Below are 25,617 nucleotides of genomic sequence, written 5' to 3'. Positions count from 1 at the left end.
CGGGAGGCGCCACCACGCCTCCCGCGCCCTTTCCACACCCTCACCCGGTCGGCTCGGATGAACCCGGGCCGACCGGACCTACGTCCGACGCCGACACCCGGAGGAAAGTGTGTGGCGCTACATCGGCCGCAAGTCCGTCATCTACATGCTGACGTTCGTCATCGCGGTCACCATCAACTGGATGATCCCCCGCTTCATGCCGGGGGACCCCGTCCGCAGCATGCTCTCCAGAGCCTCGGTCAGCGACCCCGCCGCCCTGGAGCGGATGAACAACTACTACAACGAGATCTTCGGCCTCGACACCCCGCTGTACGAGCAGTACCTCAGCTTCTGGGCCGGCCTGTTCCGGGGTGACCTGGGCGTCAGCATCATGCTGTACCCCAAGCCCGTCACCGACGTCATCATGGGGGCGATCCCCTACACCCTCGCCCTGCTGCTTCCCGCCATCCTGCTGAGCTGGATCGTGGGCAACCGCTTCGGCGCCTTCGCCGCGCGCAGCAAGATCCTGGACAACAGCATCCTGCCGGTGGGCTACATCCTCACCGCCACCCCGTACATGTGGCTGGCCCTGCTGCTGGCCTGGTCGGTCGGGATCGTCGCTGGCCTCCTGCCCGCCTCCGGCGGCTACAGCTTCTCGCTGCGCCCCGACTTCTCCTGGGTGTTCATCTCCGACCTGATCCTCCACTGGATCCTGCCGTTCCTGTCCATGTTCCTGGTGGCCCTGGGCGGTTGGGCGATCGGCATGCGCAACATGATCATCTACGAGCTGGAGGCGGACTACTCCAACTACCTCCAGGCCCTCGGCGCACCGCGCAGGCTCATCCGCCGCTACGCCTTCCGCAACGCGATGCTCCCGCAGATCACCGGCCTGGCGGTCCAGCTCGGCACGATCATCGCGGGCTCCCTGCTCACCGAGATCGTGTTCAACTACCCCGGCCTGGGCAGCCTCATCCTGGACTCCATCAACAACAACGACTTCTTCCTCCTGCAGGGCATCTTCCTGTTCGTGGTCGTCGGGGTCCTCATCGCCAACTTCATCATCGACATCGTCTACGTCCTGATCGACCCGCGCACCCGGGTCCAGATGACGGGAGGTGCGGCATGACCAACGTCGCTGGAGCCCCGGGCGCCGACAAGGCGGAGCCCACGGTGGGCGGTGAACGCAGGTTCGCCGAGACCCTGCACTTCGCCCGCCGCAACCCCAAGCTGCTCATCGGCCTCGGCATCGTCCTGGGCTTCTTCCTGCTCGGCCTCATCGGCCCGCTCTTCGTCGACCACGACCCCAACGAGTACGTCGGCCCGCAGAGCCAGCCGCCCAACGGCGAGTTCTGGTTGGGCACCACGAGCTTCGGCCAGGACATCTGGGCACAGTTCGTCTACGGCGTGCGCTCGACCTTCCTCATCGGTTTCTTCGGCGGCGGCGTCGCCTTCCTCGTCGGCACCGCAGTCGGCTTCGTCGCCGGTTACAAGGGCGGATGGGTCGACGACGTCCTCAACATGCTCACGAACGTGGTGCTGGTCCTGCCCGCCATGGTCGTCCTCATCGTCGCCATCGCCTACCTGGACGCCCGGGGCGTGCTCATCCAGGGCATCTTCATCGGCCTCACCACCTGGCCCTGGGCGGCGCGCGCGGTGCGCTCCCAGACCCTGTCCCTGGCCACCCGCGACTACGTGGACCTGGCCCGGCTCAGCGGACGGCGCACCTGGCGGATCATCACCTCCGAACTGGCGCCCAACATGAGCTCCTACCTGGTGATGACGTCCATCCTGCTCTTCGGGGGCGCCGTACTCACCGCCGCCGGCCTGGACTTCATCGGCCTCGGTCCGACCAACGGCGTCTCCCTCGGCCTGATGCTGGAGAACGCGGTCCAGTGGAGCGCCCTCCAACTGGGGCTGTGGTGGTGGTTCATCCCGCCCGGTCTCGGAATCACCGTGATCGTCAGTTCGCTGTACATCCTCAACGTCGGGTTGGACGAAGTGTTCAACCCCAAGCTGCGGGAGCTGTGATGACTCTTCGCGTCAAGGACCTCAAGGTCTACTACCAGACCCTGCGCGGGGACGTCCACGCCCTCGACGGGGTGACGTTCGACCTCGAAGACGGGGAGATCATGGGCCTGGCCGGCGAGTCCGGCTGCGGCAAGAGCACCCTGGGCAAGAGCCTCATCAGGCTCGACTCGCGGATGCGCCACGTCGGCGGCTCGATCGAGCTGGACGGCAAGGACGTGCCCATCGCCGACGACGACGCGATGGTCCCCCTGCGCTACCACGAGATCTCGCTCATCCCGCAGTACGCGATGAGCGCGCTCAACCCCACCCGCAAGATCGGGCGGCTGGTCACCGAACTGCTGCGCGCACGCGGTGTCCGCCCCGGAGACATCGAGGACGAGCTCAAGCGCCGCCTGGAACTGGTGGGCCTCTCCACCGACGTGCTCAACCGGTTCCCCATCGAGCTGTCGGGCGGCATGAAGCAGCGCGTGGTCATGGTGATCTCCACGCTGCTCAACCCGTCCCTGCTCATCGCCGACGAGGTCACCTCGGCGCTGGACGTGTCCACCCAGCGCTCGGTCGCCGAGTCGCTCGTGGAGTTCCGCGACCGCGAGTACGTGCGCAGCATGGTGTTCGTGACCCACGACATCTCGCTCGTCTACCAGATGGCCGACACCATCATGGTGATGTACGCGGGCCGTATCGCCGAGAAGGCGCCGGTCAAGACCATCATCGACGCCCCGAGGCACCCCTACACGCAGATGCTCATCTCGGCCCTGCCGGAGGTGGGCTCCACCTCCACGGAGGAACGCCTGGAGGGCATTCCCGGCAAGCCGCCCGGCCTGCTCAACCCCCCCACGGGGTGCCGTTTCAAGGACCGCTGCCCGATGGCGTTCGACAAGTGCGCCGAGCAGCCTCCCCTGCTGGAGATCGAACCCGGCCACTGGGCCGCGTGCTGGAAGACGGGTGAGTGACGGTGAGTGAGACCCTGCTCGAACTCGACCACGTGCACAAGGTGTACCGGACCGGAGCATTCGGCGGTGGACGCAAGCGCGCGGTGCGCGACGTCAACCTGACCGTACGCGCGGGCGAGGTCGTGTCCCTGATCGGGGAGAGCGGCAGCGGCAAGAGCACCATCGGCAAGATGGTGCTCGGGCTGACGTCGGTCTCCGAGGGGCAGATCCGCTACGAGGGCACCGATGTCTCGACCATCAAGGGCTTCAAGGCACGCAAGGAGTACTACCGCCACGTGCAGGGGGTCTTCCAGGACCCCTTCAGTTGCTTCAACCCCATCTTCAAGGCCGACCGCGTCTTCGAGATGGTGCGCCAGTCCTACGCGCCCGACACCTCCCAGGAGGAGTGGCGCGAGAAGGTCCTGTCGTCGCTGGACACGGTCCGCCTCGACCCGGGCAACGTGCTGAACAAGTACCCCCACCAGCTCAGCGGCGGGCAGTTGCAGCGCATGCTCATCGCCCGCGCGCTGCTGCTGGACATCAAGGTGCTGGTGGCCGACGAGATCATCAGCATGCTCGACGCCTCCACCCGGATCGACGTGCTCAACCTGCTCGTCGACCTCAAGGAGCGCGGCCTGGGCATCCTGTTCGTCACGCACGACCTGTCCTTGGGCAACTACGTCAGCGACACCTCGGTGATCCTGCACAAGGGCGCCGTCGCGGAGATGGGTCCCACCCAGCGGGTGTTCGAGAACCCGCTGCACCCCTACAGCCGCCACCTGCTCTCCTGCGTGCCGCAGTTGCACCAGACCTGGGCCGAGGTCGACGCCGAACTGGCGGCCAACCCGCCCGAGGACGTCACGCTGCCGACGGTGCCCGAGGGTGAGTACACGGCGCCGCTGCTGGAGGCCGAGGCCGGACACTTCGTCGGCATCGACCAGACATGAGCTAAGGAAGACCACGTGAACACCCTGATCGATCTGACAAGCGGCTGGGCCCTGGAGCCTCGCGGGGACCGTCTCCAGGGCCCGGCCGCCGGGGTCGGGACGGTACCGGCCCAGGTGCCGGGCTGTGTCCACACGGACCTGCTCCGGCACGGGCTGATCGACGAGCCCTACACCGACGACAACGAGACGCGTCTGGGGTGGATCGGCCGCACCGACTGGCGCTACTCCCGTTCCCTGGCGGCGGAGGCGGCCGCGCTGCCGTCCCACGACCGGGTGGACCTGGTGTGCGAGGGGCTGGACACGGTTGCCTCTATCCGGGTGGCCGGGCGTGAGGTGGGCCGGTCGGAGAACATGCACCGCACTCACCGGTTCGACGTCACCGAGGCCCTGGCCTCAGCCGGCGGCGCCCCGGAGCTCATCGTGGACTTCGCTTCCCCCTACGGGTACGCCGAGGCCCACCGGGAGCAAATGGGAGCGCTCCCGGCAGCCTACGACGAGCCCTACCAGTACATTCGCAAGATGGCGTGCAACTTCGGCTGGGACTGGGGGCCGACCCTGGTCACCTCCGGCATCTGGCGCCCCATACGCCTGCACGCCTGGTCCACCGCGCGCATCGCCGCCGTCCGGCCCCTGGTCTCCGTCGAGGGCACCACCGGCCGGGTCGCGGTCCACGTCGGCCTGGAGCGCACCGACGCGGGCAGTCAGCGGGAACTGACCCTCACCGCGACCGTCGGCGGTGTCGAGGCCAAGGCCACCGTCGCCCCCGGCGAGGAGCGCGCCGTCCTGGAGTTGGAGGTGCCCCAGGCCGAACTGTGGTGGCCGCGCGGCCACGGCGGCCAGCCTCTGTACGCCCTGGAGGTGGAGCTGGCCGTCGACGGTGCCGCCCTGGAGGGGTGGTCCCGGCGGATCGGCTTCCGCGAGGTGGGCATCGCCAGCGAGCCCGACGCCAGGGGAGCCGCCTTCGCGGTCACCGTGAACGGGCGCCGCATCCTGGTCAAGGGCGCCAACTGGATCCCCGACGACACCTTCCCCACCCGTGTGGGGGAGGACCGCTACCGTGAGCGCGTCACGCAGGCCTGCGAGGCCGGCATGAACCTGCTGCGCGTGTGGGGCGGCGGGATCTACGAGTCCGACGACTTCTACGATGTCTGCTCCGAACTGGGCGTGCTCGTGTGGCAGGACTTCCTGTTCGCGTGCGCCGCCTACCCCGAGGACGACCCGATCGCCGCCGAGGTGGAGGCCGAGGCGCGGGAGGCGGTCGTCCGGCTGTCCCCGCACGCCTCGCTCGCGGTGTGGTGCGGCAACAACGAGAACATCTGGGGCCACGAGGACTGGGGGTGGAAGGAGGAGCTCGACGGTCGCCCCTGGGGTGCCGGGTACTACCTCGACCTGCTGCCCCGCGTGGTCGCCGAACTCGACCCCACCCGGCCCTACTGGCCGGGCAGCCCCTACTCCGAGGGCGAGGGGGTGCACCCCAACGACGCCGCCCACGGCACCATGCACGTGTGGGACGTGTGGAACGACCTGGAGTACACGCACTACCGGGACCACCGGCCCCGGTTCGCGGCGGAGTTCGGATACCAGGCGCCGCCCAACCACGCGACCCTGCGCTCCGCGGTGTCCGATGACCCGCTGACCCCGTCCTCGCCCGGCGTGGCCCACCACCAGAAGGCCGAGGACGGCGACGCCAAACTCGCCCGCGGCCTGAGGGAGCACTTCGGCGACCGCGAGTGGGGCTACGACGCCTGGCACTACCTGACCCAGGTGGCACAGGCGCGGGCGCTCGACGTGGGGATCGGCTACTACCGCTCCCTGTGGCCGTACTGCACGGGCACGGTGGTGTGGCAGATCAACGACTGCTGGCCGGTGACCTCGTGGGCGCTGGTGGACGGCGCGGCGCGGCTCAAGCCCGCGTGGTACGCGGTGCGCTCGGTCTACGCCGACCGCGTCGCCACGGTGCAGCCCGCCGACGACGGCCGCCTGTGCGTCGTCCTGGGCAACGACACCGACCAGGAGTGGACCACCGAGCTCACCCTGGCCCGCCGCAGCGCCGGGGGAGACGTACTGGCCTCCTCCGTCCACCCGGTCCGGGTGGCGCCGCGCGGTGCGCTGCGGGTCTCCGTGGCCGCCGAGCTGGCCCGTCCGGAGCGTGCCGAGAGCGAGGTGCTCACCGTCGACGGAGCGGGGGAGCGGGCGTGGTGGTTCTTCGCGCGTGACCGCGATTTCGCCTACGGGGCCCCGGAATTCGACACGGAGACCCGCGTCGAGGGCGCTGATCTGCTCGTGAGCGTGCGGGCACGGGTGCTGTTGCGGGACCTGGTACTCAACGCCGACCGGCTCGACCCGCAGGCGTCCGCGGACAGCGCCCTGGTGACGCTGCTCCCGGGAGAGGAGCACACGTTCCGGGTGAGGGGCGGCGCCGGGCTCGATCCGGAGGCCGTCGTGGCGGCACCGGTCTTGACCTGCGTGAACGAAGTTCTGGCAAAGTGAGGGTGATCGCTTGGTAACGCTGGGGCGTCGGGTGTCCGGTGTGTGGGGGATTGTCGCTGCCAGCAGCGAATATTCCCTCGCTGACGGTGCGTGTCACCACACCGGAACCCTCCCCCGGGCGCTCCGGCTGTGATAAGTTCGTAGTGATTGTTAGTCGTTGAATTTCGCAGTTGGTGTTTTGCCCGCGGAGTTTGTGACCGGCGGGCGGTTTCTCAAAGATCGGCTCGCGGCAATTTGCGGATGTGAGTCTGCATCCGTGTACACCGAGCTGAAGGAGAGAAACATGGCTCAGGGAACTGTGAAGTGGTTCAACGGCGAGAAGGGCTTCGGCTTCATCTCCCCCGACGACGGCGGCCCGGACGCCTTCGTTCACTACAGCGCGATCCAGGGTTCCGGTTTCCGTAACCTGGAGGAGAACCAGCGCGTGGAGTTCGAGATCACGCAGGGCAACCGCGGCCCGCAGGCCGACAACGTCAAGGCCCTCTAAGGTCCTGATCGTTTGAGCCGCGGCCCCGGCGAGGCACCGCCTCTCCGGGGCCGTCGGCGTTTCCGGGCGGCTCAGTCCTCGTCCTCGACCCAGTCGAGGGTGCGGTGCACGGCCTTGCGCCAGTTGCGGTACTCGCGTTCGCGTGCCTGCGGTGACATCTTCGGCGTCCACGCGGTGTCCTCGCGCCAGTTGGCGCGCAGCGTCTCCAGGTCCGGCCAGTAGCCCACCGCCAGCCCCGCCGCGTAGGCCGCGCCCAGGCACGTGGTCTCGGAGACCTCCGGCCGCACCACGTCGGTGTCGAGCACGTCCGCGAGGATCTGCATGAGCAGGTCGTCCCCGGTCATGCCGCCGTCCACCTTCAGGGTGGTGAGCGTGTTGCCGGCGTCGGCGTTCATCGCGTCCACCACCTCGCGGGTCTGCCAGGCCGAGGCCTCCAGGGCGGCCCGCGCGATGTGGCCCCGGTTCACGTAGCCGGTCAGTCCGGCGATGACCCCGCGCGCGTCGCCGCGCCAGTGCGGGGCGAAGAGGCCGGAGAAGGCGGGGACGATGTAGCACCCGCCGTTGTCGTCCACGGTCCGGGCGAGCTCCTCGACCTCCGGCGCGGTGGAGATGAGCCCCAGGTTGTCGCGCAGCCACTGCACGAGGGAGCCGGTGACGGCGATCGACCCCTCCAGGGCGTACACCGCCCGCTCCTCGCCCAGCTTGTAGCCGAGTGTGGTGAGCAGGCCGTTCTCCGAGGTGACGGGTTCGGTTCCGGTGTTCATCACCAGGAAGGCCCCGGTTCCGTAGGTGCCCTTGACGTCGCCGGGGTCGAAGCAGGTCTGCCCGAAGAGCGCGGCGTGCTGGTCGCCGAGCGAGGCCGCCACCGGCACCCCTTCCAGGGGGCCGCGCGCGGTGCCGTAGACCTCGGAGGAAGAGCGGATCTCGGGGAGCAGGGCGGCGGGGACGCCCATCGCGTCCAGGACCTCCCGGTCCCACTCCAGGGTGTGGATGTTCATCAGCATGGTGCGGCTGGCGTTGGTCACGTCCGTGATGTGGCGTCCGGTCAGTTTCCAGATCAGCCAGGTGTCCATGGTGCCGAACAGGAGTTCGCCGCGCTCGGCGCGCTCGCGCAGCCCGTCCACGTGGTCGAGCAGCCATCGGATCTTGGGACCGGAGAAGTAGGTGGCCAGTGGCAGCCCGCACCGGTCGCGGAAGCGGTCCTGGCCGGTGTCGCCGCCGAGTGTGCGGACCAGGGAGTCGGTGCGGGTGTCCTGCCAGACGATCGCGTGGTGCACGGGTTGGCCGGTCGCGCGGTCCCACAGCAGGGTGGTCTCGCGCTGGTTGGTGATGCCCACGGCGGCCACCTGTCCGGGGGCGGCACCGGCCTCGTCGAGGGCCTGTGCGACGACCGCCTCCACGTTGGTCCAGATCTCGGCCGCGTCGTGCTCCACCCAGCCGGGCCGGGGGAAGATCTGCCGGTGCTCGCGCTGTCCGGTGGCGGCGGCGCGGCCGTCCCGGTCGAAGAGGATGCAGCGGCTGGACGTGGTGCCCTGGTCGATCGCGGCGACGTACTGCTGGCTCAACGGTGCCTCCTGCTTGTGGCCAAGACTGGGTGAGCCAATTGTGTCGCACGGGTCACATCCCCGTCGGGGCGGTGTCCCGGTCCGGTGGGGCCTCAGGTGCCGTCGATACGGTCGAGGGCCTGTGCGAGCAGGCGTAACGACGCCACGGCGCGTTCGGTCTCCTCCTCGCCCAGGGCGTCGACGAGTCTGCGGGCGAGCCGGGCGTGGGCGGGGTCGATGCTGTACAGGGTGTCCCGGCCCCGCCCGGTGGGGGTGAGGAGTTTGGCGCGCCGGTGTGCGGGGTTGGGCCGGTACTCGGCCAGTCCCCGGTTCACCAGCAGGTCGGCGATGCGCTGTACGCTCTGGCGGCTGGTGCCCAAGCGCCGGGCGATCTCCGAGACCGTGCGAGGCTGGTCGGCGACGTCGCCGAGCACCTGCCAGCGGGCGGCGGTGAGCCCCGCGGGCCGGGCGAGTTCCTCGGCGGCGGCCAGGAGTTGTGCGTTGAGCCGGAACACCGTCGTCGCGGTCGCTGAGAGCAGCGCGGCGGGGTGTCGCGGTCTCACGGGCGGGACGCCTCCGCCAGCACGGCGTAGGCGTCGCGGTCGTGTCGGCCGAAGAGCCGGTACCAGGCATCGAGCACGCGCGGGGAGTAGACGTCGAGGAGGCGGAAGATCTCGCGGGCGAACTCCACGGGGGCGATGGGGTTGGCGGTGATGAGGTCGCCGTCGGTGACGGCGAGGTCGTCCCTGTAGTGGCGGAATCCGGCGTAGCCGGTGGCCAGCAGGTACTCCGGGGCGGCGCTGGTGTGGGCGCGGTCGTCGAGCAGGCCCTCGCGGGCGAGTCCGGCGGTGGCCCCGCAGATCGCGGCGACCGGTACGCCGGTGTCGAGGAAGATCCCGGCGGCGGAGGAGAAGGGGGCCATGGCCTCGGGGGCGCAGTCCCAGGTGTCGGCTCCGGGGAGAATGAGCATCGAGCTCTCGGAGGGCTTGAGCCGGGGGAGCGCGATGTCGGGCAGGATGGTGAGACCGCCCATGGTGGTCACGGGTGCGTTGCCCATGCCGACCGTGGCGACGCGGACGCCGCCGGGGCGGCGCTGGGCCTCTCCGCTGCGCAGGTGGGCGAGGACGTGTCCGATCTCCCAGTCCGCCATGTGGTCGTAGACGGCGACGTGGACGGTGCGTGTGGGCGATGAGCTCATGACAGAATCCTGTCATTTTGACAACATGTTGTCAACGATTGGGAGGTGCCCCGAGCCTGGTCAAGGCGGGGGGCGTACGTTGCGGACTGCGCGTGGCGCGTTCGGGAATAGTAACGGTCCACCGCCCGACGGCGGGGGCTTTTCGGGAGAAGAGATCATGCACGTCGTCTTCATGGGTGTGTCCGGCAGCGGCAAGAGCACGGTGGCCGAACGCGTGGCCGAGCGCCTGGACCTGCCCTTCGCTGAGGCCGATGCCTTCCACCCCGAGTCCTCCGTCGCCAAGATGGCGGCGGGCGTCCCGCTGACCGACGGGGACCGGTGGCCCTGGCTGGAGGACCTCGCCGGGTGGATCTCCGAGCACGAGGCCCGCGGGGAGTCCACCGTCATGGCCTGCTCCGCGCTGCGGCGCGCCTACCGCGACGTCCTGCGCGGGGGTGCCCCGAACGTCGCCTTCCTGCACCTGCACGGGTCCGCCGAGCTGCTCCAAGAGCGCCTCCGGTCGCGTCGGGGCCACTTCATGCCCGCCGGGCTGCTGGAGTCGCAGTTGTGGACCCTGGAGGAACTCGACTCACGTGAACCGGGACACGTCCTTGACGTGGGAGAAGGCGTGGACGCGCTGGTCGTACAGGCTTTGGCCTACGTCGACCTCTTGGTCCGTTCAGAGAGCTCTTGATCCAAAAACAGCGTTTTGTTGCGCTGTGACCTCTCTACAGGCGACCCTGTGTGGTATGCATAAAACCCTTTCCTCCCCCACACCCCCTGCCCAGCGGCCCGAGGACGCCGAGGCGTCCTCGCCTCCCGAACCCTCGTCGGCCCCCCGCTCCTCCCCGGTCGCCAAGGCCCTCCAGAGCGTTGACTGGGCCGGTATCGCCGAGCCCCTCAAGAAGGGTTCCGCACGGACGGGCGGCCTGTTCAAGGTCCTCGGCGCCCGGACGGGCGCGTTCCTGGCGGAGGTCGGCACCCGGACCGGTACCCTGCTCAAGAAGAGCACGCGCCGGACGGGCGAGCTCCTCAGGAGCCACCGGCCCGGCGAGCACCCGCCGCGAGACGTGCGCCACGCCTTCGCGCTGATGCTCGCCGCGGTCCCCGCGTTCGGCCTCCTCGCCTACACCGTCTACGGACAGCTGGACACCGGACTGCCCGGTCCCCTCCACACCGCGATGTGGGTCCTCACCATCGAGGTCGGAGTGGTCGGTGCGGCCCTGGGCGCCCTGGCCGTTCCGGTGCGCCGTGCCGTGCCCCTGCTGCACCGGGCCGCCCAGGTCTGCGCGCTTGCGGGGATGGGTGTGGCCCTCTCGGGACTGCACCGGGCCGCCCAGCTCGCCGACACACCACTCCTGGTGGCCGCCGCCGTGGCGGCGCTCTTCGCCGTTGTCGCCAACGTCGCCCTGTGGACCACGTCGGTCCGCGCCTGGTGCCGCGCCGCGCCGCGAGACTGAGCGGCCCGTTATCGCAGGTAGGATCCCTGCCCCGGGCCCTTGGCCGTGTCACGTCGAACCGCCGCCGCGCTTTGGTGACTACGGGGCGGTGTCCGAGAACAGCCCCCTAGTCCTCCCCGGCTGCCTCCCTGAGCCGATCCAGATACTCACCCTCGTCGTCTCCGTGCTGTGTCAGGTAGTCGGCGAGCGCCTCGGCGGCGATGCGCGCCGCCTCGTCCTCGAAGCCGTACTCGACGAGGTCGTCGAGCAGGTCGATCGCCCTGTGCAGTTCCTCGCCCTCGGCGGGGTCCTCGTCGACCAGTGAGGGCACGTGGTCGGCGACCAGGTCCAGGAGCGCGGTGCGGGCCTCGTCCGCGGCGGACTCGGCTCCGGCCGCGGCGCAGAGCCGGATCCGGGTGAGGGGGTCGTCGTCGGCAGCCATGATGAGCTGTTCGGCGAGCCAGGAGGTCTCCTGGCCCTCAAGGAACGCGGTCAGCGCCGCGTCGTCCAGGGAAGTGGTCATCGCACGATCATAGGACGCCCCGCCTGTGAACGGCAGGGCCGCACCAGGTACCGCTGCCCGGTTTGCGATGGTCTCTCTTCGGTATCCGTGACGGGTGTGACAGTTGGTTCAAAAGGTAAGAAAGGTACATTTGTCGGGTCCTGTTCTCCATCTCCTGGGCGTGCGCCCTCGGAACGGACACGATGAGGAGCTCCCTATGACCCCCGAACCCCGTCCGGGCGTGCTCGGAGCGCGTGTGCTCGCCGCTGCCGTGCTCGCCGCTGCCACCGTCTTCAGCGGAGGCGTCGCCGCCGCCGCTCCCCCCGGCGACAACGGCACCGTGAAGATCCACGACCCCGAGACGCCCGCCGAAGACCCCAAGAACGAGCCCAAGGTATGCACGTTCTACATCAAGGGTGACAACTTCGACTCCGTCCAAGAGGTCTCCTGGGAGATCGTCTACCAGAGCGGCCCCGACAAGGACGACCTGGTGCTCGCCGGTGAACTGGTCCTGGACCAGGACGGACACGGCACCAGTCAGCTGATCGGGCTCGACGAGGGCCACTACAAGCTCACCTGGACCTTCGAGGGCGAGAACGGGGCGGGCAAGCACAAGGTCTTCAAGGTCGAGTGCGAGGACGAGTCCACCGAAGAGCCCTCGGACGGCCCGAGCGAGGACCCGTCGGACGAGCCGAGTGACGACCCGTCCGGTGACCCGTCGGACGAGCCGAGTGACGACCCTTCCGACGACCCCAGCACGGACCCGTCCGGCGACCCCGGTGACGACCCGAGCACGGACCCGTTCACCGGCCCCTCGGACGACCCGAGCGAGCCGGCGGACGAGGGCAGTCTGCCCGTGACCGGTTCCGCGCTGGCCGGCCTGGTAGCCGCCGGTGCCGTCGCCGTTGCCGGTGGTGGTGCGGCCCTCTACCTCGGACGCCGCAAGGGCACCGGGAACACGCAGGGCTAGATCTCACGCGAGTGAGGGTCGGCGTCCCTGACGCCTGACCGGGAGGGGCGGTGCCGACAGGCACCGCCCTTCCTTCCTTACGCCCCGCGCAGCGCCGCGCACACCGTCAGCAGCCGCCCGCGCAGCACCGCCCCCCGCTCGGCGAACCCCTCCTGCGCGGCCATGTACTCCGCCTTGCCCTCGGCGGTCTCGATCCGCACCGGCGCGTACCCCCACGCCGCCAGGTCGTAGGGCGAGGCACGCATGTCCAGGACGCGGATGTCGCGGGATAGCTCGAAGCAGTCCGCCACCAGCTCGGACGGCACCGCCGGGGCCAGTTTGTAGGCCCACTTGTACAGGTCCATGTTGGCGTGCAGGCAGCCCGGCTGGTCCAGGTCCACCTGGCTCTCCCGGGTGGGCTGGAGCGTGTTGAGCGGCCGGGCCGGTTCGGTGAAGAACCGGAAGGCGTCGAAGTGCGAACAGCGGACGCGGTGCGAGCGCACCACCCGGTCGGTGCCCTCGGCCCCCAGCCGCAGCGGCACCTGTTCGTGGCGCACACGGTCGGCGCGGTACACCATCGCCCACTCGTGCAGTCCGAAACAGCCCAGGTGGGCGGGGCGGGAGGCGACCGCCGACAGCAGCCGCTCGACGAAGCCCGTCACCGGCCGCGCCTTCAGGAACGCGCGCGTGTCCAGGCCCACGCCCTCCCCGACCTCGGTGTGGAACCGCTCCGCCAGGTGCTCCCGCGCGCCCTCGCCCAGCAGCACCGTCCCCGCCCCCGGGTGCCAGCGGCGCAGCCGCGACGGCTTGAGGCTGTAGTAGGTGAACAGGAAGTCCTCCACCGGGTGGCGCTCGCCCCGCTCGCGCCGCCGCAGGTGGTCGGCGGTCAGCGCGTCCACGCGCGCCTCGTGCGCACGGGCGCGCCCGCGCCACTGGGCTTCGGTGAGGGCGGTCACCGCCCCGGTCGCTGTCGCTTCCACGCGCCCCAGGGTAGGCGGTGGCGGGCCGCGCTCAGTTCGACTGCTGCACCGGCAGGTGCCGCCCCAGGTAGCCGACGTAGACCCGGTTGGTGGTGCCCGGCCCCAGATGGGGGTAGAAATACAGCCGCGGACAGATCCCGTACTCGGTGTCGAGCTTGATGTGCGCGTACATCGGGACCCGGCCGTCCGGGCTCACCTCCTCGGGCACCCGGAACATGCGCTTCTCGTTGAGCTTGCCGCGGTTGCGCACGTAGTCCGACTCCTGTGAGGCGAGCCGCTTGACCGGGATGACCTGGTAGCCGTCCGGGGTCTCCCGCAGGTAGGAGTGGAAACCCAGGCCGCTGCCGGGGTTGTCGAACTGGTAGCGCGCGTAGTCGTTGAGGGCGAGCAGCGCCTCCCAGGCACGGGTCACCCACAGGCCCTCCTTGCGGCTGTCGGAGAGCTCGTACACCGAGTCGTGGTCCTCGATGGTGAAGAACAGGTGCGGCAGCGCCGAACCGTCGGTGATCTGCTCCAGCAACCCGCCCACGCGGGTGGGCGGTGGCAGTTGTGTGTCGCGCGGGGCGGGTGCGGCGGCCAGGCGGAACAGCCCCGCGTCGTGGGCCTTGGACCGCAGCCACCGCGCCTCGTGCCGGGAGGCGCGCAGTTGTTCGCGGGCGCTCGCCAGCTCCTCGGAGAGGTCGGTGCTCTCGGCGAGCAGTTCCTGGCGCTCCTCGCTGAGCTCGGTGACCCGCGCGCCCAGCCGGGTGACCTCCTCGCGCAGCCGCTGGTTCTGCTGTTCCAGCTCCTCCCGCGCCTGGGCGGCGGCCGGATCGTGGTACGGCTGCCCGATCCGGAGGGAGGGCAGCAGACGGGGCGCAGACAGGGGACGGGCACGGCGGGAGCGCACCTCTCGCACCTCCTCATCCAGGAAGGCGTCGATGGCGCGCAGCGGTTCGGGAAGCGCCGTCTCCAGCGCGTTCTCGCGGATCTCCCGGGACAGCGTCGCCCCCACCCAGGAGCGGATGCGCTCGCGCTCCCGGGCGGTGTCGAGCGTGGCCGGGCTCATGCGGGGGTGCCGTGAGGCGTCGGCCGTGTCGTCGGTGCGCACCCCTGGTAAGAACGTGCGCACCCCGCCCGCCGGGATATCGAGCCCCTCCGGGAGCTTTCCGCCCACCCGGCCGAGCGCGGTCCGGTCCAGCACGTATCCCGCACACATGCCGGTGCACCGGGACAGGGCCGAGGCCATGGCGGTGCGCCAGTCGGCCACGGTGACGTCCTCGGGGGGCCCGGTGGCCAGCAGCGCCATCCTGCGTTCGGGGTCGTTGATCGCCGACACCAGCCCCTCGACCAGGGCCGCGTCGCGTCCGCGCACGATCCGCGGCTCGGCGGGCATCGGGTGCCCCCCGTCGTGGGCGTCGACCGCCTCCAGGAGCATCCGGGCGGCCTCGGGCGGCATGACGTCCAGTTTCGGCGGGTGGGCGGTCTCCTCCCCGGGGCTGCGGGGGTCGGCGCGCATGTCGATCCACACGTGGTGGCGGGGCGAGAACTCGGGGTCGACGACCACCGTGGCCACGGTGCGCCACACGGCGTCCGGTTTATCGGACTCGGTGATCAGACGGAGGAAGACCAGGCCCTCCTCGGGGTTGTCGTGGCGCACCACCAGCGCCCGCGACCGGTTGCTCAGCTCATAGCGGCCCGAGACCGAGAAGTCCACCCGGCCGCCCGAGGTCCCCCGCTTGCTCAGCCACTCGGAGAGCACCCCCGACGCGGCGGCGACGAGGTCGCCGCCGCCCCGGGGGACCGAGACGAGAGTGCGGTAGACGAGTGGCAATGAGCGCTCCCGGGCTTCTTCCGTCGGCGGCGGACGGTCCGCTCTGGTCGGTGGGCTGCCCCTCCCACCACTGTGGACGAAGCGTCGTGTCGGCGCTAGTCGGTTGACCGAAGATGCCAGCCGGGGTAATAGTGTGTGAACTCAGGGTATTTCACGGTATGTCGTTCCCTTTTTCGGGTGTCGCCCGGGTGGGGGTCAGAGCCGCTGAGCACTGTCGAAGAGCCGTCGTGCCTCGTCGCCGAAGCGCGGGCCGTACTGGGTCCGGGTGTCGTCGGCGTACTTGAAGCTCACCACCGACGCGATCGTGCCGCGCCCGGTCGCCGGGTCGAAGCCGGTGAACCACGGTCCGCCGCTGGAGCCCTGCGTCATCACGCACCGCATGCCGTGGGCGGTGGTGCCCCCGTCGTCGGGGGTGGTCCGGCCCGAACAGTAGTGCAGGTATCGGCCCCGGTACGGCGAGGTCGCCGGGTAGCCGAACGCGTAGACCTGAGGGCCGCGCGCGGTGCGCCCCTGCGGCCAGCGGTCGAAGGCGATGCGCTGGGCACCCACCCGGTTCTGCACGGGCGTGCCGCCGTCGGTGTTGAGGACCACCATCGCGAAGTCGTGGCTGTCGTCGGCGTTGCGCGCCCACCGGGGCGGGGCGAGCATCTCGCGGGCGGTGTAGCGGCCGTAGGGGGCCGACCCCCGGTCGTAGCCGGGGACGAACGTCCAGTTGCGCGCCCAGGAGCCCCTGCCGTCCTTGGTGCAGTGCCCGGCCGTGACCACGGTGCTGCGGTTGGCCGAGTCCACGACCGAGGCCGAGCATGTGAAGTCGCGCCCGTTCATCGTCAGGTACACCTTGCCGGTGGTGCGCGTGACCGCTCCGCCCCCGGTCCAGACCTCGCCGGTGCTGTTGTCGTGTGGGGCGGCCTGCCGCTCGGTGGGCGCTTCGGGTGCGGCCGCCTCCAGCGCGTCCCCGACCAGGCCGGTGATGGGCAGGGCCGCGGCCATGCGCTCGCTGGTCCAGTAGTCCAGGACGGCCTGGCGCTGGACGGGGGTCACCGCGCCGCTCTGGTGGGCCACCCCCTCCATGCGGGCGAGGGGGGCGGAGGCGGGGGCCGCATGGGAGGTGTGGACCGCCTGGGTGAGGGCCGAGGCGGTCCCGTCCGGGACGCCGAGGAGGGCGAGTCCCCCGAGCGCGACCGCGACCGCGGCGGCGGGGGCGAGGATCTTGTGCGCGATGGGCGAGGTCATGCACCGATCCTTGCACACTTTGAGTAATTAAGTAGCTACCTTGCGTTTGTGTCCCGTGGTTCGTGGGAAAAGGGCCGCGTTCGGTGGGTGGGTCGGGGGTCGGCGTCTTGAAGGTGCTGGTTTCTCTGCTATCGGGCGTGGTGTCGGTTACCGTCGTTGCCGTGGCGTGAGCGGACGGGCGTCTGCCCGCCGTCCACGGAGTACGCCTTCCGGTGCCCGGCGGCACCGGCCGACGCGAAGGCCCCCCGACGAACCGACAACGCAGCCGTACCAGGAAGAAGACCGCCCGCCCTCCGTGAGCCCCCCGACCGCGCCCACGCCGCTGCGGCAAGCGCTGGTTTACGGACAAGGTCAGTGCCGAACTGGCTCTCTCCGAGATCCGCAGCCGTGGCGACGACCGCTCGGACAAGATGCCCCGCCGTGCCTACCGCTGCCCGGACTGTAAGGGCTGGCACCTGACCTCCAAGAAGGAGCGTCCCCGCTCCGCCCGGTCGGCCCCGGACCCCGGCGCGGGGCGCGTACCCCGGCTGTATCGGTCGCAGCCCCGGAAAGCGGAGGGTGAGTGGACCCTGTCCACCGAACAGGGGTTGCGCGCCCGCCGGGCCGTCCACGGCACGGAGCCGTGGGTGGCGGCCTACGCGGGTGAGCACGCCGAGAGGTACGGGCGCGGCCCGACCTGGCGCGAGCTGGAGACGGCGTTCGGCTGGGGTCGGTGGGAGGGCGCTCTCACCATCCGGTACCTGGTGGACGAGGGGTGGTTGCGGGAGGAGGCAGGGAGTCCGCACCTGCTGCCCGGCGAGAATGCCCGGGAGGGGTGAGGCGCCCTGAACCGCCGTGATCTTGCTACCAGCGCAGGAGCAGGGCCATTTTCCTGCGCTGGTAGCAAGATCATCCCGAGTGGGAGCGGGGTTCGGGGCGGCTACCGGGAGAGGGCGGCGGAGAGGAAGCCGGCCCACTCGGCGGCGGGGAAGGGGAGGTGTCCGGTGTCGGGGTGTTTGGAGTCGCGGACGGCCGCGCCACGGGGCAGGTCGGCCACCTCGACGCAACTCGGCTCTTGGCCGCTGTAGCTGCTCTTCCGGACGTGGGAGGGGATGTGCGCGACCTCGACGCACTCGCCGTTGACACCGCTGTAGCTGCTCTTTCGCCATGACAACTGGTCAGTCACTGCACTCACTCTTCTAGGGTCGTCAGGAGTTCCTTGATGAACGCCAGGGACTGAACCGGGGTGAGTGAGCACCCCTGTGTGTTCCCGAACATGTCGTTGAACATCCTGATCTGATGGTCCTCTTCGAGATACAGGCTAGTTGCCGGGTTCTCCAGGTAGGCGATGCTGGCGTCTCGGGGGTCCGGGAAGTCCATGACGATGAAGGTGCCCTCGGTAGCGGGATGGGCACCGGCTGCGAAGGGCAAGACGTAGATATCGATGTTGCGCCGAGCAGCCATGTGTATGAGGTGCTGGAGCTGTGCCCGCATCACTTCAGGGGATCCAACGGTTCGTTTGAGTGCGCCTTCGTCGATGATTGCTGAGTAAGTGGGAGGATTCGGCCGCTTTAGGACTTCCTGGCGTCGTATGCGCGCACTGACTCGATCTGCGATCTCGTCATCCTCGCGAACTTTGTTCGCTCGAAAGACTGCACCGGCGTACTCAGGGGTTTGGAGCATCCCTGGGATCACTTGGGCGTGATAAGTCCTGAATGCACATGCCTCAGCCTCGAAGTCCGGCAACATCTGGGGGAGCAGGTCCTTGTACCGCGCCCACCAGCCCCGTTCCCCGGCCAGGCGGGAGAGCTCGTGCATCGCGTCTCGAACTTCGGAGACTTCTATGCGGTAGAGGTCCAGAAGCTTGTTCAAGGTCGGTGTGGGGACCGTCTTGGACTCCGCCTGTTCGATCTTGCTCAGGTTGGCCCTGCTGATTCCGGTGTGCTTGGCAACGTCGTTCAGTGTCATCCCGGTTTCTGCTCGAAGCCGCTTGAGTTCTGCGGACAAGCGTCGTCGGCGGACGCTGGGGCTGTAAGGAGGGGCCATGGAAGGAGCCTAACGCAGTTTCTTTCCATGAGTGGATTCTACTTGACCAAGTAGAATCCACTCTCTATCGTTGGATGCAGCCAGTGGCGGGGGTCTCACTGAGAGTCTCCTGGCCAGGCTACGCCCTGCCCGTTCCGCGCATCACGGCAACCGTGAGACTCCTCCAACGGGCACCACGCAACCCCTGTTCACGCCGCTATGCGCAAGGAGTTCGTCCGCATGTCCGCAACCACACCGCTGGCCACGCTGCCCGAGGTGACCGTCCCGCTCGGCGCGCTGGTGCCGCCGCGCTGCCGCCACTACTTCACCGGCCGCACCGACCGCGCCCACTACCGCACCCGCCGCTACGACTTCATCGGCTCGCCCCGCCACCTGCCGCTGGTCCGGGCCTTCCTCGACACCTGCGCCGCCGAGCGCGAGGCCGACTACCGGTACCTGTTCACCCTGCTGGGCTCCGAACTCGCGACCAACGCCCTCACGCACTCGCGGTCGGGCGAGCGGCTGGGCACCTACACCCTCTCCTGCACCCGCAGCCGCGACGGCCTGCGCCTGACCTGCCGCGACCAGGGCGACAAACACCACCGGCCCCGGCCCCTCGGCCGGCGCTCCTACCTGGCCCCCGATCCCGGCGGGCTGGACCCGCACGCCGAGTCCGGGCGCGGCCTGGCCCTCCTCGACGCCCTGGCCACCACCTGGGGTGACAACGGCCAGAGCGACTACCGCCAGGTCTGGTTCTTCCTCGCCTACGACCTGACCGACAACCCCTGGAACACCACCGCGTAACAGCGCATCACGCCCACGACGTGAAACGGGCCCAGGAGAGCGCGCCAACGCCTCCCGGGCCCCCAATCCCGAAAACCACCACTGCTACATAGTGAGAAAGCAGGATCGATGACGCATCCTATCCCCGCACCCCGCCCCATCAGCGACCGGTTGTACCGCACCCCGCCGCCGCTGCCCCGCCGCACCCCTCTCGTGGGACCGTTCTGCCCGGCGTGTGTCCACCGCTCGTGCCGGCGGCGCCGCGCCCAGCGGCTGCCGCTGCGGGGCGGGCACCGCGACGAGTACCGACGCGAGCACGCCTGGGCCGCCGCCGTGCAGCGCCGCTACCGCCACCTGGTGATCTGGTGGGGCGAGGCCACCCAGTCGTTCTGGGCCGCCACGCCCGCCGGGCTGGAGGAGGCCCCCGACATCGACGCCCTGCTCCTGCTGCTGTGGCCGCACGCCACACCGCCCGCCACCCCGCGCACCGAACCCGCGCCAGAGCCGGCCCCGATTGCTGCCCCGACCAGCGCCCCGGCCGCCGCCCCGGCGGCCGCGCCACCCGTCCCGCTGGCCGGTCTGCCCGGCACCCGGCCGCCCTCCACCCTCACACTCCGCCCCTGGGAGCTGGCGGCGGTCTCCTCCCGCCCCCGGCTCCCCGCCGCGGCCTGACGGCACGCCGCACGCGGGCGCGGCCCTTCCCCCGGCCGGGGGAAGGGCCGCGCCGGCCGACCCGGCCGGGGCTACGCGCTCTCCGCCTCTCCGGCGGCGGCCACCTCGGGGCCGGTCTCCGCCGACCGCACCAGCTCGGGGGCGGTCAGTGTCCGGGGCTGCCGCTCCACCGGGGTCAGTTCGGACAGGTCCCTCTCGGAGCGGACGCCGAGTTCGGGGAACCTGCGTGCGGTGGGCAGGACCCTCCCCTCCAGCGAGGCGATCACCTGGTTGTAGTGCTTCACCGAGCCGTCCAGGGAACTCCGCAGCCTCCCCAGGTGCTCGCCCACCTTGGCGAGGCGGTCGTAGATCTGCCGACCCAGTTCGTGGACCCTCTCCGTGTTCTCCCGCATCGTCTTCTCGTCCCAGGACAGGGCGATGGTGCGCAGCATGGGGACGAGCACGGTCGGGGTCGCGATGATGATCCTCTTGCCGAGCGCGTACTCGTAGAGGTCGGCCCTCCGGTCCAGCGCCGCCTGCAACAGCGACTCGTTCGGCAGGAACATGAGGACGAAGTCCGGGCTGCCCGCCACCGTCACGAAGTACTCCTTCGCGGCGAGCGCGTCCACGTGTCGGCGGATCTGCGCGGCGTGCTCGTCCATGAAGCGCCCGTACTCGGCGTCGTCGTCGGCGGCCAGGGCGTTGAGGAAGGCGTCGAGGGAGACCTTGGCGTCCACGACGACCCGGCGGCCGCTGGTGAGGTTGACGACCATGTCCGGGCGCAGTGTGTGCCCGTCGTCGTCGACCACGGTCTCCTGGAGGTCGAAGTCGACGTGTTCGCGCATGTTCGCCAGTTCGACGGCCCGCTTGAGCTGGAGTTCGCCCCACTGGCCGCGTACCTGCGGCTTGCGCAGCGCCTTGACCAGCGCTTCGGTCTGGGTACGGCTCCGGGCGTTCTCCGCCGCCAGGTTCTTGATCTGCTCGTCCAGACGGGTCTCGGTCGAGGTGCGCCTGCCCTCGAACTCGCGCAGGTGGACGTCCAGCTCCCGGAGCTTGTCGGTGACGTCCCGGGTGGTCGCGCCCAGGCTCTTGTTCGCGGTCTCGGCCAGCTTCTCCTGGGACGTGGTCAGCATCTCGGACACGGTCGCCTTGACCTGCTCCGACTGGAGGCGGGCCTGCTCCTCGCGGACCTTCTCCAGCTCCCGCTGTGCGGCGTCCACCGCCGCCTGCCGCTTCTCCAGCTCCGACCGCTCGGTGCGCAGCGTCGCGAGTTCGGTCCGGTGCTCTTCGAGCAGCCTCTCGCGCTGCCCGGCAGCCCCCTTCAGCTCGTTCCTCTCCCTCTCGGCGACCTCCAGACGGGTGCGCAGCCCGGCCGTCGCGGTCTCGTGTTCGTGCTGGGACCGCAGTGCGCGGTCGCGCTCCTCCTTCAGGTCCTCGGCCCGGGCGCGGGCCTGGTCGCCCTGGGCTTCGGCGACCTTCACGTCCGTACGCAGGTGCCCCAGCTCCTCCCGCAGGGCACAGGCCTCGGCGGCGGCGCGGCGGCGGGCGAGCAGGTAGCCGAGCGCGGCGCCGACCGCGCCCGCGAGCAGGGCCAGGGCGATGCTGAGCAGTGTGTTCACGGTGATCTCCTCCAGGGAAGTGCGCGGTCCGTTCACCGGTCCGCGGAGAGGACGGTCCGCCTTCCCGGCCGCCGTGGGAAACACGGCGTCCGACAAGCGCGATGACCGACACCGTAGAAGGGCGCCCGTGCTTTATGCATTCGGATAACCGATAACAGGGGTTATCAGTCTCTGATTTTCTTCCTGCGTCTCCTGCATGGAATCCTGGAAATGTTCCATCGGGTATGGGGATTTTGTCAGGATTTCGGTAGTTCCCCGTCTTCCAGCCCCATCACCCTGCTCACCCCCTGTCTGTACGTGTCCGAGGAGGAACAGTGCAGGTTCTCTATGTCGTCGGCTTCGATGTGGCCCCGCGTGAAGAGGGCGTGCTCCCGTACGCGGCGGCGCTCTCCTGTGTCAGCGAGTGGCTGACCTACAACGCGGTCGGCGAGATCTCCGAGGCGGATCTCCGAGTCAGTGGTGCCCGGGAACTGCGCCACAACAAGGTGAACGGCGACCCCCGCCGGGCCTCCTGGGAGCTGGTCGGACCCGAGGGGTGCCGGGCGTTGCGGGTCAAGGTCAGGGACGAGGACGAGGAAACGGAGTCCTCCTTCATCACACACGTCACCTTGAGCGATATCGGCGGCGCGGTCGGCGTCCGTGTCTCGATGGGGCGCGAGACCTCCGCGACCTGGCTCTCCCCCGCACCGGCCCCGGCCCTGTACCAGCCGGGGATCGTGCGTTCGCTCATGCGCAAGAGCGGTATCGACATCACCGTCGTCGGACAGCGTCAGGACGGCCGTTACATCCAGGTGCGCAGCGACCAGGAAGTGCAGACACTGGCCGACATCATCTCTCACTCCAACCGGCTCCCGCTGCTCCTGCTGCACACGCGGACACTCGCCGCACTCGAAACGGCCAAGCAGGCCGCTGCCAAACTCGTGGGACTCGTCCGCGTGGTCACCCTCGACTACCGGGCCTCCCGGAGCCTCTACGAGCGACTGCCGGGATAGGCGCCCCCCTATGCGGGCGCACGGCTGATCTGGAGCGACCACGAGGCGAAACAGGTGGTCTTCGGTGAGGAGGAGATCAACGGGGACGATCCGGAGCGGGTGCGGGACCGCCTCATGCGTGTGCTCGCGCCTCTCTCCGTCCTTGCGCGCGGCACCGACCACGCCTTCCGCAGGGCCCGGCAGGCTGAGATCAACCGGCAGAGCAGCAAGGCGCGCACCCGGTCTGAGCTGGCCAGGGTCACGGGCGACATGGCGGCCCAGTTGGAGGCCCTCCGAGAGGAACTCGAAGCCGCCCGCGCCGATGCCGAGGATTGGGAGCGGCTCGCGACGGAGGAGGAGCGCAGGGCCGAACGGTACAAGGATGATGCCGAGAAGGTACCCGCCCTGGAGGACCATGTGGAGCAGCTCCGCCAAGCGCTGCGCGCCACGCAGGGGCCGCCGGAGCGACCGGTCGAACCGGAGGACGCCTGGGAGAACCTGCCGGCCCTCGTCACCGGGGACGCCGCCAGCGCCGAGGAACTCTTCCTGCAACTCCAGGACCTCTCCTCCGGCAGGATCGTCTTCACCCCGCACGCCGAGATCACGTGGAAGAAGAGCAAGTACCCCTTCCCGGAAGAGATGACCGAGTGCCTGGTCAAGCTCGCCCGCGTGGCCACCGCCCTGTACGACGGCACGGAGCGGTCCATGCCGCACCTGGACACCTGGATCAGGGACGAGTTCGACCTGAAGGTGGCCTTGCAGGACCAGGCGATCGGGCGCGACGCCAAGCTCCGCCACTTCGTCTACGAGGACCGCACCTGGTTGCGCGTTCCGCACGTCAAGGTTCGGGACTACACAGCCCCCTCGCAGGTGGGCCGTATCTACTTCGCCCTCGACCCGGAGCAGGGGCGACTGATCGTCGACCACGTCGGTCTGAAGCTCTCCTGAACCCTTCCGGCCTCCGAAACGAGGTCCGTTCCGGGGCCGCTGGGATTTCGGAGTCCCTTGTTTCCCGAGATGGGAAAGTTCGTTCCCCTGTGGTCTGATTTTCGCCTGGATTCGCCTTCTCCGAATGGGTTGACGGTTATTTGATTCCGGGTAGGGTTAAATCGACCTGCTCCTTATTCTCGCAGAGGAGAGTGCGGTGGCACTCAAGCAGATCGGTGGATCCGGGTGTGGGAACGGCCCCTGCCCGACGGTCTACGAAACCGAGAACAAGACCATCGTGGTACAGGGTTTCTCCGTCGACGGAGAACGTGTGGGGATCAGCCTTCCTCCTGGTGAGAACCTGGTCGAGATCCCCCGCTACATCCTCGAAAGAGCCCTGGCCAGCGACGGATCCTGACCCCGTCCCCGTCCCCGGTGGGTGTTGCGTGGGCGACGCTTCCCGGGGGCGGCGCGGCCCGCCCGGAACACGAACGACACAAGGGAAATATCCCATGATCATTAATATGGAGCAGTTCGGGCGCTACTTTACCGATTTTTCCTCATCGGCCACACGCATCGAAACCCTCGGGGCCTATGATGTCGGAGAGGAAAGGGAGAACTACGACCTCTACATGAGCGGTGCGCCGCTGCCGCCCGACCGCAACAGGGAGTGGGCGGACAACATACGGGCGTGCGCGGCCGCGGGAAAGTACATGGGCCGGGTCCACATCATCGACCGTCACCTCACCCCCTACCTCCAGTTCGAGATCGACTGGTACTACGCCGTCAACGGGGCCGCGGGCGAGGACATCCGCTTCATCTTCCGCGAGGACGTCCCCGACCTGGTCTACACCGACACCTGGATCTTCGACGACACCACCGTTTTGGACCTGAGCTACGACGACCAGGGGTGCCTGCTCTACATCAACAACAACGAGGACCCGGCGCGGCTCACGGAGGCCAGGGCCGCGTGGCAGGAGTTCCACCGGCGCTCGTTCCCCCTCGCCGAACTGCTCAGGGCGATCCGCAGCGAACCGCTGGCGGTACCCGGGACCGCGGCGCACGCGCAGGCGGCCGGTCGGTAGGCACGCACCGCCGACGGCCCCGGACACCCCGTTCAGCACGGTGGAGAACACATGACCCCCGGTGAAGTACCCGGGCTACGCACGGACTTCGTGATCAACGACCAGGTCAACGGCTACCCAACCCGCTCCGTCACCACCCCGGCCCGTGCCGGGGACCTGGAGGCGCTCGTCCGCGACGGCTACCTCGTGCACCGCCGCATGCTCACACCGCAGACCGCGGCCGAGCTGTCCGGGGCCGTCGCGGGGCTCGCCGAGGCGGAGGAGGGCCTGTCGGAGGCCGAGCACCTCCCCGGCGAGAACATCTACCTCCGCTCCCTGCTCGACAAGGACCGGGCCTTCCACCCGCTCATCGAACTCGAACCGGCGCTGTCCATCGCCCGGTCGCTCCTCGGTCCCCAGGTGTGGATCGACCTGGAGGCCCGGATGAACTACGCGGGCCGGGCCGGTGTCGCCGTGCCCTGGCACGCCCACACACCCGTGATCCCGGACCCGCTCCCGCCCCTCTTCTGCTTTCCGCACCAGATCCACTGCCTGATCTACCTCCGGCGGGTGACCCGCGAGGAGGGCGCGCTCTGTGTCCTGCCGGGTTCGCACACCAGGACCGACACCGCCAAACACCTGGTCGCCGAACGCAAGGCACCCTGCGTCCTGACGGCGAAGGCCAACCAGCCGACCTTGTTCGCCCAGGTCAAAGCGCTGCCGTGGGTGCAGGAGCCCACCCTGTTCCCCACCGCGGAGCGGGGCCACGTGCGGTATGAGACCAAAGCCGTGAGGGTGCTCACCACACCGAAGACCGCGTTCGCGTACACGAAGAAGGTGCTACGGGCGCACAGGTGGGTCAAGGACCTGGCCACCGGGAGGGTACGGCGCACCTACGCCTACGTGGTCACGAGTCTGAGCGCGGCGCAGGCCGGCCCGGAGCGATTGGCGGGCCTGGTGCGGGGGCATGGGCGGATTGAGGCGCTACACCATGTGTGGGACGTGAGCTTGGGCGAGGATGCCTCCCGAGTGCGTGCCGGGGATGGCGATGCTGCGTAACCGGGCCTCCCGCTGCTGGCGGGGCTGGGAATGTCCAGC

At 69.5% G+C, this 25,617-nt stretch carries 27 protein-coding genes; 17 read left to right on the top strand and 10 right to left on the bottom strand.

What is annotated here, in order from left to right; genetic code table 11:
• The first annotated feature begins 109 nt into the window (after positions 1–109).
• The 6 genes from B042_RS0111355 (at position 110) to B042_RS0111330 (ending at position 6,863) form a co-directional block, all read left to right on the top strand.
• Positions 110–1,105 (top strand): ABC transporter permease, encoded by a 996-nt coding sequence (locus B042_RS0111355; RefSeq protein ID WP_028648392.1) that lies wholly within the window; start codon positions 110–112, stop codon positions 1,103–1,105.
• Positions 1,102–2,007 carry an ABC transporter permease gene (locus B042_RS0111350; protein ID WP_028648391.1) on the top strand — a complete coding sequence of 302 codons (906 nt, stop codon included), beginning with the start codon at positions 1,102–1,104 and terminating at the stop codon, positions 2,005–2,007. Before B042_RS0111355 ends, B042_RS0111350 begins: the two co-directional genes overlap by 4 nt.
• On the top strand, positions 2,007–2,960 hold the full coding sequence (locus B042_RS0111345; protein ID WP_028648390.1) for an ABC transporter ATP-binding protein: 954 nt from the start codon (positions 2,007–2,009) through the stop codon (positions 2,958–2,960). Before B042_RS0111350 ends, B042_RS0111345 begins: the two co-directional genes overlap by 1 nt.
• 14 nt (positions 2,961–2,974) lie before the next feature.
• Positions 2,975–3,886, top strand: coding sequence for an ABC transporter ATP-binding protein (locus B042_RS0111340; protein WP_028648389.1), 912 nt, complete (start codon positions 2,975–2,977; stop codon positions 3,884–3,886).
• Between the two features lie 15 nt (positions 3,887–3,901).
• Positions 3,902–6,376 carry a beta-mannosidase gene (locus B042_RS0111335; protein WP_028648388.1) on the top strand — a complete coding sequence of 825 codons (2,475 nt, stop codon included), beginning with the start codon at positions 3,902–3,904 and terminating at the stop codon, positions 6,374–6,376.
• A gap of 283 nt (positions 6,377–6,659) precedes the next feature.
• Positions 6,660–6,863: a cold-shock protein gene (locus tag B042_RS0111330; RefSeq protein WP_028648387.1), complete on the top strand. Its 204-nt coding sequence runs from the start codon at positions 6,660–6,662 to the stop codon at positions 6,861–6,863.
• 71 nt (positions 6,864–6,934) lie between these two features.
• Here the strand turns inward: B042_RS0111330 and glpK are convergent, their stop codons facing one another.
• The 3 genes from glpK to B042_RS0111315 form a co-directional block, all read right to left on the bottom strand.
• Complete coding sequence (gene glpK, locus B042_RS0111325) at positions 6,935–8,428, bottom strand: glycerol kinase GlpK (protein WP_028648386.1); 1,494 nt, start codon at positions 8,426–8,428, stop codon at positions 6,935–6,937.
• 92 nt (positions 8,429–8,520) lie between these two features.
• Positions 8,521–8,970: a MarR family winged helix-turn-helix transcriptional regulator gene (locus tag B042_RS0111320; RefSeq protein ID WP_028648385.1), complete on the bottom strand. Its 450-nt coding sequence runs from the start codon at positions 8,968–8,970 to the stop codon at positions 8,521–8,523.
• Positions 8,967–9,605 carry a DJ-1/PfpI family protein gene (locus tag B042_RS0111315; RefSeq protein WP_028648384.1) on the bottom strand — a complete coding sequence of 213 codons (639 nt, stop codon included), beginning with the start codon at positions 9,603–9,605 and terminating at the stop codon, positions 8,967–8,969. The genes B042_RS0111320 and B042_RS0111315 overlap by 4 nt, the downstream gene beginning before the upstream one ends.
• A gap of 157 nt (positions 9,606–9,762) precedes the next feature.
• On the opposite strand from B042_RS0111315, the gene B042_RS0111310 reads away from it, so the two are divergent.
• On the top strand, positions 9,763–10,278 hold the full coding sequence (locus B042_RS0111310; protein ID WP_028648383.1) for a gluconokinase: 516 nt from the start codon (positions 9,763–9,765) through the stop codon (positions 10,276–10,278).
• A gap of 55 nt (positions 10,279–10,333) precedes the next feature.
• Positions 10,334–11,044 (top strand): hypothetical protein, encoded by a 711-nt coding sequence (locus tag B042_RS26510; RefSeq protein ID WP_028648382.1) that lies wholly within the window; start codon positions 10,334–10,336, stop codon positions 11,042–11,044.
• Between the two features lie 106 nt (positions 11,045–11,150).
• Here B042_RS26510 and B042_RS0111300 read toward each other — a convergent pair whose 3' ends face one another.
• A complete protein-coding gene (locus tag B042_RS0111300; protein ID WP_028648381.1) occupies positions 11,151–11,546 on the bottom strand; it encodes a hypothetical protein in 396 nt (131 codons plus the stop codon).
• Positions 11,547–11,742: 196 nt separating this feature from the next.
• On the opposite strand from B042_RS0111300, the gene B042_RS0111295 reads away from it, so the two are divergent.
• Complete coding sequence (locus B042_RS0111295) at positions 11,743–12,495, top strand: PT domain-containing protein (RefSeq protein ID WP_028648380.1); 753 nt, start codon at positions 11,743–11,745, stop codon at positions 12,493–12,495.
• A gap of 77 nt (positions 12,496–12,572) precedes the next feature.
• Here B042_RS0111295 and B042_RS0111290 read toward each other — a convergent pair whose 3' ends face one another.
• The 3 genes from B042_RS0111290 to B042_RS0111280 form a co-directional block, all read right to left on the bottom strand.
• A complete protein-coding gene (locus B042_RS0111290) occupies positions 12,573–13,454 on the bottom strand; it encodes a hypothetical protein (protein WP_036554713.1) in 882 nt (293 codons plus the stop codon).
• A 31-nt stretch (positions 13,455–13,485) separates the two neighbouring features.
• Positions 13,486–15,267 (bottom strand): hypothetical protein, encoded by a 1,782-nt coding sequence (locus B042_RS0111285; RefSeq protein ID WP_028648378.1) that lies wholly within the window; start codon positions 15,265–15,267, stop codon positions 13,486–13,488.
• Between the two features lie 195 nt (positions 15,268–15,462).
• The gene (locus B042_RS0111280; protein ID WP_028648377.1) at positions 15,463–16,500 is read right to left on the bottom strand and encodes a serine protease; all 1,038 of its coding nucleotides are present in this window, start codon (positions 16,498–16,500) and stop codon (positions 15,463–15,465) included.
• Positions 16,501–16,910: 410 nt separating this feature from the next.
• On the opposite strand from B042_RS0111280, the gene B042_RS22890 reads away from it, so the two are divergent.
• Positions 16,911–17,318 carry a hypothetical protein gene (locus B042_RS22890; protein ID WP_051415636.1) on the top strand — a complete coding sequence of 136 codons (408 nt, stop codon included), beginning with the start codon at positions 16,911–16,913 and terminating at the stop codon, positions 17,316–17,318.
• A gap of 101 nt (positions 17,319–17,419) precedes the next feature.
• Here the strand turns inward: B042_RS22890 and B042_RS0111270 are convergent, their stop codons facing one another.
• Both B042_RS0111270 and B042_RS0111265 read right to left on the bottom strand, forming a co-directional pair.
• On the bottom strand, positions 17,420–17,665 hold the full coding sequence (locus B042_RS0111270; RefSeq protein WP_028648376.1) for a DUF397 domain-containing protein: 246 nt from the start codon (positions 17,663–17,665) through the stop codon (positions 17,420–17,422).
• 5 nt (positions 17,666–17,670) lie between these two features.
• Complete coding sequence (locus tag B042_RS0111265) at positions 17,671–18,525, bottom strand: helix-turn-helix transcriptional regulator (protein WP_028648375.1); 855 nt, start codon at positions 18,523–18,525, stop codon at positions 17,671–17,673.
• Positions 18,526–18,744: 219 nt separating this feature from the next.
• Between B042_RS0111265 and B042_RS0111260 the strand changes: the two genes are divergently transcribed.
• Together B042_RS0111260 and B042_RS26505 are read left to right on the top strand one after the other, a co-directional pair.
• Positions 18,745–19,308, top strand: a complete 564-nt coding sequence (locus tag B042_RS0111260) for an ATP-binding protein (protein ID WP_028648374.1) — start codon at positions 18,745–18,747, stop codon at positions 19,306–19,308.
• A gap of 108 nt (positions 19,309–19,416) precedes the next feature.
• Positions 19,417–19,959 (top strand): hypothetical protein, encoded by a 543-nt coding sequence (locus tag B042_RS26505; protein WP_231493937.1) that lies wholly within the window; start codon positions 19,417–19,419, stop codon positions 19,957–19,959.
• A gap of 71 nt (positions 19,960–20,030) precedes the next feature.
• Here the strand turns inward: B042_RS26505 and rmuC are convergent, their stop codons facing one another.
• Positions 20,031–21,557, bottom strand: coding sequence for a DNA recombination protein RmuC (gene rmuC / locus B042_RS22880; RefSeq protein ID WP_051415640.1), 1,527 nt, complete (start codon positions 21,555–21,557; stop codon positions 20,031–20,033).
• A gap of 314 nt (positions 21,558–21,871) precedes the next feature.
• Between rmuC and B042_RS0111245 the strand changes: the two genes are divergently transcribed.
• From B042_RS0111245 to B042_RS26090, 5 genes are all read left to right on the top strand, one after another.
• Positions 21,872–22,549 carry a hypothetical protein gene (locus B042_RS0111245; protein ID WP_028648373.1) on the top strand — a complete coding sequence of 226 codons (678 nt, stop codon included), beginning with the start codon at positions 21,872–21,874 and terminating at the stop codon, positions 22,547–22,549.
• A gap of 54 nt (positions 22,550–22,603) precedes the next feature.
• Entirely contained in the window at positions 22,604–23,476 is an 873-nt protein-coding gene (locus B042_RS0111240) for a hypothetical protein (protein ID WP_028648372.1), read from the top strand.
• Between the two features lie 196 nt (positions 23,477–23,672).
• On the top strand, positions 23,673–23,873 hold the full coding sequence (locus B042_RS0111235; RefSeq protein ID WP_028648371.1) for a hypothetical protein: 201 nt from the start codon (positions 23,673–23,675) through the stop codon (positions 23,871–23,873).
• A 94-nt stretch (positions 23,874–23,967) separates the two neighbouring features.
• Positions 23,968–24,540 (top strand): DUF6879 family protein, encoded by a 573-nt coding sequence (locus B042_RS24365; RefSeq protein ID WP_155989028.1) that lies wholly within the window; start codon positions 23,968–23,970, stop codon positions 24,538–24,540.
• 51 nt (positions 24,541–24,591) lie between these two features.
• Complete coding sequence (locus B042_RS26090) at positions 24,592–25,578, top strand: phytanoyl-CoA dioxygenase family protein (protein ID WP_051415634.1); 987 nt, start codon at positions 24,592–24,594, stop codon at positions 25,576–25,578.
• The last annotated feature ends 39 nt before the right edge of the window (positions 25,579–25,617 follow it).

It is taken from the genome of Nocardiopsis sp. CNT312 (genome assembly GCF_000515115.1).
GTDB lineage: Bacteria > Actinomycetota > Actinomycetes > Streptosporangiales > Streptosporangiaceae > Nocardiopsis.
Note: the sequence above shows the minus strand (reverse complement) of the source record. Positions and strands in the feature narration are given on the sequence as shown.